The organism is Catenulispora pinisilvae, from assembly GCF_015356865.1.
GTDB classification, from domain to species: Bacteria; Actinomycetota; Actinomycetes; order Streptomycetales; family Catenulisporaceae; genus Catenulispora; species Catenulispora pinisilvae.
In genome coordinates this window covers 58,983-68,766 of record NZ_JAAFZA010000016.1, presented here as the reverse complement: position 1 = coordinate 68,766, position 9,784 = coordinate 58,983, and the positions used below count along the sequence as shown (strand labels likewise).

Annotated in this window: 1 protein-coding gene; it reads left to right on the top strand. The window is 73.7% G+C overall.

Annotation, left to right across the window (positions count from 1 at the left end):
- Window position 1: 1 nt before the first annotated feature.
- Entirely contained in the window at window positions 2-9,778 is a 9,777-nt protein-coding gene (locus IZR01_RS07070) for a type I polyketide synthase (RefSeq protein WP_438939689.1), read from the top strand.
- Window positions 9,779-9,784 lie beyond the last annotated feature (6 nt).

Sequence of the window (9,784 nt, the reverse complement as noted above, 5' to 3'; positions counted from 1 at the left end):
GATTGAGGTGGCAGCAGTGAACGAAGACAAGCTTCGTTACTTCCTGAAGCGGGTCACGGCGAACCTTCACGAGACCCGCCAAAGACTCGCCGAAGCGCAGGCGGCCGCCGGTGAGCCGATCGCCATCGTGGCGATGGGCTGCCGGTTCCCCGGCGGCGTGCGCGGCCCGGAGGACCTGTGGGACCTGGTCGCCGGCGGCGTGGACGCGATCGGCGACTTCCCGGCCGACCGCGGCTGGGACGCGGACCTGTACGACCCCGACCCGGACCGGGTGGGCTCCTCGTACACGCGCTCGGCGGGCTTCGTCCACGAGGCGACGGACTTCGACCCCGGCTTCTTCGGGATCAGCCCGCGTGAGGCGCTGGCCATGGACCCGCAGCAGCGGCTGCTGCTGGAGGTGTCCTGGGAGACGCTGGAGCGCGCCGGGATCGCCCCGACCTCGCTGCACGGCAGCAAGACCGGGGTCTTCATCGGCGGTTCGCTGTCCGGCTACGGCTTCGGCTCCTCCCTTCCGGAACTGCCCGAAGAGGTTGAGGGCCACCTGTCGACCGGGACGGCCGGCAGCATCATGTCCGGCCGGCTGTCGTACTTCCTCGGGTTGCAGGGCCCGGCCGTGACCGTGGACACCGCGTGTTCCTCGGCGCTGGTGGCGCTGCACCTGGCCTGCCAGTCGCTGCGCTCCGGCGAGTCCGCGCTGGCGCTGGCCGGCGGCACGACCGTGATGTCCACGCCGGCGGTGTTCGTCTGGGCCAGCCGGCAGCGCGGCCTGGCCGCCGACGGCCGCAGCAAGGCGTTCGGCGCGGCGGCCGACGGCATGGGCATGGGCGAGGGCGCGGGGATGGTGCTCTTGGAGCGGCTGTCCGACGCGCGCCGCAACGGGCACGAGGTGCTCGCGGTGATCCGCGGCAGCGCGATCAACCAGGACGGCACTTCCAACGGGCTGACCGCCCCGAGCGGTCCGGCCCAGCAGCAGGTGATCCTCGCGGCGCTGGCCGCCGCCGGGCTGTCGGGCGATGACGTGGACGTCGTGGAGGCGCACGGCTCCGGCACCGCGCTGGGCGACCCGATCGAGGCGCGGGCGCTGCTGGCGACGTATGGCCGGAACCGTCCCGAGGACCGGCCGTTGTGGCTGGGTTCGGTCAAGTCGAACATCGGCCACACCCAGTCGGCGGCCGGCGTCGCCGGGGTGATCAAGATGGTGCTGGCACTGCGCAACGGGGTCCTGCCGCGGACCCTGCACGCCGAGGAACCGTCGCCGCATGTGGACTGGACGGCCGGGAATGTCAGGCTGCTGAGCGAGCCGGTCGCCTGGCCGACGGCCGACCGGCTGCGCCGGGCCGGGGTGTCGTCGTTCGGGATGAGCGGGACGAACGCGCACCTGATCCTGGAAGAGCCGTCGGCGGAGCAGGAAGCGGTCAGTGCGGAGTCCGAGGCGGACCCGGCAGGCCAGACGGAGCTCTCGGCGGACGCGGAATCCGAAGCCTTTGGTGCCTCGGAGCCTGAAGCCCTCGTTGCCTCGGCGCCCGAAGTCCCGGTGCTCGAAGCCCCGGCCGAGCCGCTGGTGACCGGCGTGACGCCGTGGGTTCTGTCCGCCCGCTCGCAGGCGGCGCTCCAGGCCCAGGCCGGCCGGCTGCGCGAGGCGTTGGCTGCGCGGCCCGACCTGGACCCGGCCGACGTGGCGTGGTCGCTGGCCACGACCCGGTCGCTGTTCGAGCACCGGGCCGTGATCCTCGGCGTCGAGCCCGAAGCGTTGCCGGCCGGGGTGTCAGCCCTCGCGAACGGTGTCGCCATGCCGTCGGTGTTGCCGGGTGTCGCGGGTGATGTCGGGAAGACGGTGTTCGTGTTCCCGGGTCAGGGGGCGCAGTGGGTTGGTATGGGTCGGGAGTTGTTGGTGTCCTGCCCGGTTTTTGCGGCGCGGATGGCGGAGTGTGCGGCGGCGTTGGCTCCTCTGGTGTCGTGGTCGTTGCTGGATGTGGTGAACGGGGTTGAGGGTGCGCCGTCGTTGGACGCGGCTGAGGTTGTGCAGCCGGTGTTGTGGGCGGTGATGGTGTCGTTGGCTGCGATCTGGGAGGCGGCTGGCGTCACACCGGATGCGGTGGTTGGTCATTCGCAGGGTGAGATCGCGGCGGCGACGGTCGCCGGTGCGTTGTCTCTTGCTGATGCGGCGCGGGTGGTCGTGGTGCGGTCTCGGGCCTTGTCCGGCCTGAACACCGCGGGCGCGATGGTGTCGGTGGTGATGGGTGAGGAGCGTATTCGTGGGCTGATGGAGCCGTGGGGTGAGCGGCTTTCGGTGGCGGCGGTGAATGGTCCGGCGGCGACGGTGGTGTCGGGTGAGCCGGAGGCGGTCACTGAGTTCGAGGCGGAGCTTGCTGCGCAGCGGATGATGCGCTGGCGCGTTCCGCAGACGGACTTCGTGGCGCATTCGGCCGGGGTCCAGACGCTGGAATCGGCGTTGGCGAGAGACCTGGCCGACGTGGTGCCGGACGCGGGTCGGGTGCCGTTCTTCTCCACGGCCCTGTCCCGGTGGGTCCCCGGTAACGAGCTGGACGCCGGGTACTGGTTCGCCAACGTCCGCAACACGGTCCGGTTCGCTGACGCGATCCGCGATCTGGCGAACGAGGGCTTCTACACCTTCATCGAGGTGTCTCCGCACCCGACGCTGGAAGCTTCAGTCGCGGATGTCTTCGAGGAGACCGGTATCGCGGTGGTCCCGGTGGTGTCCGGGACCACGCACCAGGACTTCAGCGGTGCGGTTCAGATCCTGTCGGTGATGGGACGGGCCTTCGCCAGGGGCGTCTCGGTGGACTGGGCCAAGGTGTTGGGGACGGGGCAGACCGTTGATCTGCCGACCTACGCCTTCCAGCGTCAGCGGTACTGGCCCAGCGGTTCGGTGGGCGGCGTTGACGGTGTCGACGGCATCGCCGGATCGGCCGGAGGCGCCGACGACGAGTTCTGGGACGCGGTCGAGAACGGCGATGTCCGGAGCCTGGCCGACACCCTGGCCGTGGACGGCGGCCGGCCCTTCGACGAGATCGTCCCGGCGCTGGCCGCCTGGCGGCGAGGAGCGCGGGAACGGTCGGTGACCGGCGGCTGGCGCTACCGGCTGATCTGGTCCCCGATCGCGGACCCGGAGCCGGCCGCGCTGTCCGGGGCCTGGCTGGTGGTCGCCGCGCCAGGCGACGGTCCGCTGGCCGAAGCTGTGGCCACGGCGCTGACCGGTAAGGGCGCGCAGGCGGCCGTGATCGAAGGCGGTGTCGACCGGGAAACCCTGGCCGAACGGATCGGCCTGGCCCGCACCGAGGCCGGGGTGCCGGTGTCCGGGGTGGTGTCGCTGCTGGCGCTGGACGAGACGCCGCTGGCCGATCAGCCCGAGGTCGCCGGTGGCCTGGCCGCGACGCTGACCCTGGTGCAGGCGCTCGGCGACATCGGCGTCGAGGCCCCGCTGTGGCCGGTGACCCGGGGCGCGACCGGGGCCGGCGAGGCGCTGGCCAACCCGGTGCAGGCCCAGGTCTGGGGCCTGGGCCGGGCGGTGGCGATCGAGCACCCGGACCGCTGGGGCGGCCTGGTCGATCTGCCCGCCGGGCCCGCGGTCCCGGACGACCGGACCCTGACCCGGCTGTGCGCGGTGCTGGCCGCCGGGGACGAGGACCAGGTCGCGATCCGCGGCACCGGGATCCTGGCCCGCCGACTGGTCCACGCGCCGCAGCCCCGGGCCGACCGGTCCGCGCAGCCGTGGTCGCCGCGTGGCAGCGTCCTGATCACCGGCGGCACCGGCGCCCTCGCCGGACACGTCGCGGGCCTGCTTGCCGAGCGGGGCGCCGCCCGGCTGGTGCTGACCGCCCGCTCCGGTCCGCAGGCCGCGGGTGTGGCCGGACTGGCGGCCCGGCTGGCGGATCAGGGCTCGACCGTCGACGTCTTCGCCTGCGACGCCGCCCGGCGCGACGCCCTGGCCGGGGTGCTCGGCCGGATCGCCGCGCACGGCCCGGCCCTGTCCACGGTGCTGCACACCGCCGGAATCCTCGACGACGGCCTGCTGGCCGGTCTGGACGCCGCGCGCCTGGCCTCGGTGCTGTCCGCGAAGGCGGCCGGGGCGGCGCACCTGCACGAGCTGACCGCGGATCAGGACCTTGAGGACTTCGTCCTCTTCTCCTCCTCGGCCGCGGTCTTCGGCGGTGCGGGCCAGGGCAACTACGCGGCCGCCAACGCCTACCTCGACGCGCTCGCCGAACACCGGGCGGCCCGCGGGCTGCCGGCGCTGTCCGTGGCCTGGGGCCCGTGGGACGGCGGCGGTGTCGCCGGGGCGAACGACGCCGTGCGCCAGCGCATGCGGCGCGGTCTGCTCCCGGAGATGGACGCCGCGCTCGCGGTCAAGGCGCTCGACGCTGCTCTGGCCGGCACCGATCCGGTCCTGGCCGTCATGGACATCGACTGGGACCAGTTCGTGGCCGCGCCCGGCGCGGCCCAGCTGTCCGTGGTCCGGGACCTGCCCGAGATCGCCGAACGCGCCGCGGCGGCGGCCGCCGCCGGGCCGGCCGGTGCGGGCCTGGCAGAGGGCGAACTCGCCGGCCGGCTCGCCGGGCTGTCCCGGGCCGACCAGGACCGCACCCTGACCGAGCTGATCTGCGCCGAGACCGCGGCGGTCCTGGGCCACGCCCGCGCCGACGCGGTCGACGCCGGCCGGGCGTTCAGCGACCTGGGCCTGGACTCGCTCACCACGCTGGAGACCCGGCAGCGGCTCAGTGCCCTGACCGGTCTGCGGCTGTCCGCGACCCTGCTGTTCGACTACCCGACGCCCGCCGCGCTCGCCACCTATCTGCGCGGCGAACTGGTCGGCGCCGAGCAGGAACCGGCGGACGCCCCGGTCGGCGGCCCGGCCCGGCCGGCCCCGATCGACGACGACCCGATCGCCGTCGTCGCGATGAGCTGCCGCTACCCCGGCGAGATCCGCAGCCCCGAAGACCTGTGGCAGCTGGTCGCCTCCGGCGGCGACGGCATCTCCGCGCTGCCGGTCGACCGCGGCTGGAACGCCGACGACCTCTACGACCCGGACCCGGACCGCGAAGGCACCACCTACGCGCGGGCCGGCGGCTTCCTGCACGACGCGGGCGATTTCGACGCCGCCTTCTTCGGGATCAGCCCGCGTGAGGCGCTGGCGATGGACCCGCAGCAGCGGTTGTTGTTGGAGACGTCCTGGGAGGCGCTGGAGCGCGCGGGCCTGGACCCGAGGTCGCTGCGAGGGTCCAAGACCGGTGTCTTCGTGGGCGGATACTCCTCCGGCTACGGCATCCAGCTCGCGCTCCAGGGCGGGCTGAGCGAGCTTGAGGGTCACCTGTCCACCGGCAACGCGACCAGTGTCCTGTCCGGTCGGCTGTCCTACGTCCTGGGCCTCGAAGGCCCGGCCGTAACCGTGGACACCGCATGCTCGTCCTCGCTGGTCTGCCTGCACCTGGCCAGCCAGGCGCTGCGTAACGGGGAATGCTCCCTGGCGCTCGTCGGCGGAATCACGGTCATGGCCACCCCCGGCGAATTCGTGTCGTTCTCCCGGCAACGGGGCCTGGCCCCGGACGGCCGGAGCAAGGCGTTCTCGGCGGCGGCCGACGGCATGGGCATGGCCGAAGGCGTCGGCGTGGTGGCCGTGGAGCGGCTGTCCGACGCGCGCCGCAACGGGCATCCGGTACTGGCCGTGATCCGCGGTAGCGCGATCAACCAGGACGGCAGCTCCAACGGTCTGACAGCGCCGAACGGTCCGTCGCAGCAGCGGGTGATCCGGGCTGCGCTGGCTGCTTCCGGTCTGAAGCCGTCCGAGGTGGACGCGGTCGAGGCGCACGGTACTGGTACCGAGCTGGGCGACCCGATCGAGGCCGGTGCGCTGATGGCGGTCTACGGTCAGGACCGGCCCGAGGACCAGCCGTTGTGGCTGGGCTCGGTGAAGTCGAACATCGGCCACACCCAGGCCGCGGCCGGGGTGGCCGGGATCATCAAGATGGTGCAGGCGCTGCGGCACGAGGAGCTGCCGCGGTCGCGCTACGCGCAGGACCCCTCGCCGCACATCGATTGGGACGCGGGGAACGTCAGGCTGCTGAGTGAGTCGGTGTCGTGGCCGGTGTCGGGGCGTCCGCGTCGGGCCGGGGTGTCCTCGTTCGGGATCAGCGGCACCAACGCGCACGTGATCCTGGAGGAGCCGCCGGTCGCCGAGGGTTCGGCCGATGGTGTGGCCGATCCGATCGGCGCGGCTGATGCGGGTACCGGGGCTGATCCGGTGGTCGGCGGCATGGTGCCGTGGATCGTCTCGGGCCGATCGGATGCGGCGCTGTGGTCGCAGGCTGAGCGGTTGCGCGCGTCGACTGTGGCGCGCCCCGACCTCGATGTGCGGGACGTGGCGTGGTCCTTGGCCGCTACCCGCTCGGCGTTCGAGCACCGGGCGGTGGTGGTCGCGGAGGGCCGACAGGAGTTGGCCGCCGGCTTGGCCGCGGTGGCGACGAGTCAGGCTGCTGGTTCAGTGGTCACCGGTTCGGCATCGGCGACTGGCCGTTCGGTGTTCGTCTTCCCCGGTCAGGGTGCGCAGTGGGCTGGCATGGGTCGCGAACTGGCTGCGGCGTCACCAGTCTTCGCCGAACGCCTCGCCGAGTGTGGCTGTGCGCTGGCGCCGTTTGTGGACTGGTCCCTGGACGAAGTTCTCGCTGACAGCGCGGCTCTTGAAGCCGTGGATGTGGTGCAGCCGGCCTTGTGGGCGGTGATGGTGTCGCTGGCTGCCGTATGGCAGGCCGCCGGTGTCGTCCCTGACGCTGTGGTCGGCCACTCGCAGGGTGAGATCGCTGCTGCGACCGTCGCCGGTGCGCTGTCTTTGGAAGACGGCGCGCGGGTTGTGGCTCTTCGCAGTCGTGCGTTGCGGGTGTTGGCCGGCGCGGGCGGGATGGTCTCCGTAGCCGAGCCGGTCGAGGCGGTACGAGCGCGTATCGCAGGGTTCGGCGACCGTCTCTCGATCGCGGTAGTCAATGGTCCTTCGGCCACAGTCGTCTCCGGCGAGCCGGACGCGCTGACGGAGCTGCTGGCGGCCTGCGGGGCCGATGAGGTCCGCGCGCGTCGCATCCCTGTCGACTACGCCTCGCACAGCGCCCAAGTCGAGCAGCTGCGCGAGGAGATCACCACGGCGCTCGCTCCGATTGCCCCTGGCGAGCTCTCGATTCCGATGGTCTCGGCGGTGTCGGGGCAGTGGCTTCAGGGCCCTGAGCTCGATGCCGGTTACTGGTTCGACAGCTTGCGGGCCACGGTCGAGTTCGACCGCGCCGTCCGCGCGCTCGCCGACTCCGGGTACGGCGTCTTCCTGGAAATGTCGCCGCATCCGGTGCTGACCGCAGCGGTGACCGAGACCCTGGAAGACCAGGGTGTCGCAGCCCCCGTAGTCTCCGGCTCACTGCGCCGCGACAACGGCAGCCCGGCCCGCCTGCTGCTCTCCTTCGCCGAGGCCTGGGTGCGCGGGGTCGACCTCGCCTGGCCCGCGGTCATCGGCACCGCTGAGCGAGTGGACCTGCCCACCTACGCCTTCCAACACGAGCACTACTGGCCTGAAGGCGACTCTGTCTTCCTGCCCTCGGTCCGGTTCGGTGCGGCCACCTCCGACACCGCCACCGGAACCGCCGCCGAGGCCGATTTCTGGGCCGCGATCGAGGGCGGCGATCTCGACGCCTTCGCCGACACCCTGGCCCTGGAAGCCCGGGACGGCCTCGGGGACGTGCTCCCGGCGCTGGCCTCGTGGCGGCGCCGGGAACGGGACCGGTCGGCCACCGACGCGTGGCGATACCGGGTGTCCTGGGTGCCGGTGCCGGAACCCAAAACAGTGCAGCTGCCGGGAGTCTGGCTGGTGCTGCGACCTGAGGAAGGCACCGATCCGGCCGTGGCACTCGGAGAAGCGCTCAGCGCCCGCGGCGCCGAGACCGTCACGCTCGCCGTCGGCTCCGGCGCGGCCGACCGCGCGGCCCTCGCCGAGCGGCTGGCCGCCGTGTCCCGGGACCAGGACGCGCCGTTCGCCGGAGTCCTGTCCCTGCTCGCCCTCGACGAGACCCCGCTGGTCGCGGACTCGACCGCCACGACCGGCCTGGCGAACACCCAGACCCTGGTCCAGGCCCTCGGCGACGCCGAGATCGGCGCCCCGCTGTGGGTGCTGACCGCCGGAGCGGTCGCCGCCGCGCCCGGCGAGGCTCCGGCCAGCCCGGTCCAGGCGCAGGTCTGGGGTCTGGGACGGGCCGTCGCGCTGGAACACCCGGACCGCTGGGGCGGTCTGGTCGACCTGCCCTCGGCCGCCGAGGTGGACGAGCGGTCGGCGGTCCGGCTGTGCGGGGTGCTGGCCGGGTGCGGTGAGGACCAGGTGGCGCTGCGCGCCGCCGGCGTCCGGGCCCGCCGCCTGGTGCGCGCCGGCCGGCCGCGGGAGCGGGGCCCGGTCTGGTCCCCGCGCGGCAGCGTCCTGATCACCGGCGGCACCGGCGCGGTCGGCGGGCACCTGGCCCGCTGGGTGAGCGACCGGGCCGCCCAGCGCACGGTGTTGGCCAGCCGCTCCGGCCCCGGCGCGGACGGCGTGGCCCGGCTGGCCGCCGAGCTGGCCGCCGCCGGGACCACGGCCACGGTGGTGGCCGGGGACGTCGCCGACCGGAACGCCGCCACCGAACTGGTCTCCTGGATCGGCCGCAGCGGCCCGCGCCTGACCGCCGTCCTGCACGCCGCCGGGGCCGCGCAGTCCACTGCGGTGGAGGCCACGAACCCGGCTGAACTGGCCGATGTGCTGGCCGCGAAGGCCGCCGGCGCCGCCCACCTCGACGCCGCCACGGCCGGGGAGGACCTGGACGCCTTCGTGCTGTTCTCCTCCGCCTCGGCGACCTGGGGCAGCGGCTGGCAGCCCGGCTACGCCGCCGCCAACGCCTACCTGGACGCGCTGGCCGAGCACCGGCGGGCCCGCGGCCTGGCCGCCACTTCGGTGGCCTGGGGCCTGTGGGGCGGCGGCGGGATGAGCGCCGGCGAGGCCGGCGAGCAGGTCTTGAAGCGCGGGCTGCGGTTCATGGATCCGCGGCTGGCGGTGCAGGCCCTGGGCCAGGCGCTCGACGGCGCCGAGGACACGCTGACCGTCGCGGACGTGGACTGGAGCCGGTTCGCGCCGACCTTCACGGTGTGGCGTCCCAGCCCGCTGATCTCCGATCTCCCCGAGGCCCGGCAGGCGCTGGCCGAGGATGGCGGGGACGCCGTCGCCGACCGGGACGCCGCCGACGGCCTGGCCGCGCGGCTGGCCGGGCTGCCGCGCCCGGAGCAGGACCGGATCCTGACCAACCTGGTCCGGTCCGAGGCCGCCGCGGTGCTGGGCTTCCCGTCCGCGGACGGCCTGGCGGCCGACCGCCCGTTCCGGGACCTCGGCTTCGACTCGCTGATCGCGGTCGAGCTGCGGAACCGGCTCAACGCCGGGACCGGCCTGCGGCTGCCGGCCACGCTCGTGTTCGACTACCCGACCCCGGCGGCCCTGGCCGAGTACATCAGGGCCGAGGGGTTCGCCGACGCGGACGCCCCGGCCCCGGTCCTGGACGAGATCGACCGGCTGGAGGCGGCGCTGGCCGGGGCGGACCCGGATCCGGCCACCCGGTCCCTGGTCGCCGAACGGCTGCGCATCGTCCTGGCGGCGTGGAGCCGCGAGGACGAGGCCGGCCGGACGGCCGGGGAGCAGGCCGGCCGGCGGATCGCGGACGCGACCGACGACGAGATCTTCGACTTCATCCACAACGAGCTCGGGAGATCCTGAGTCCAC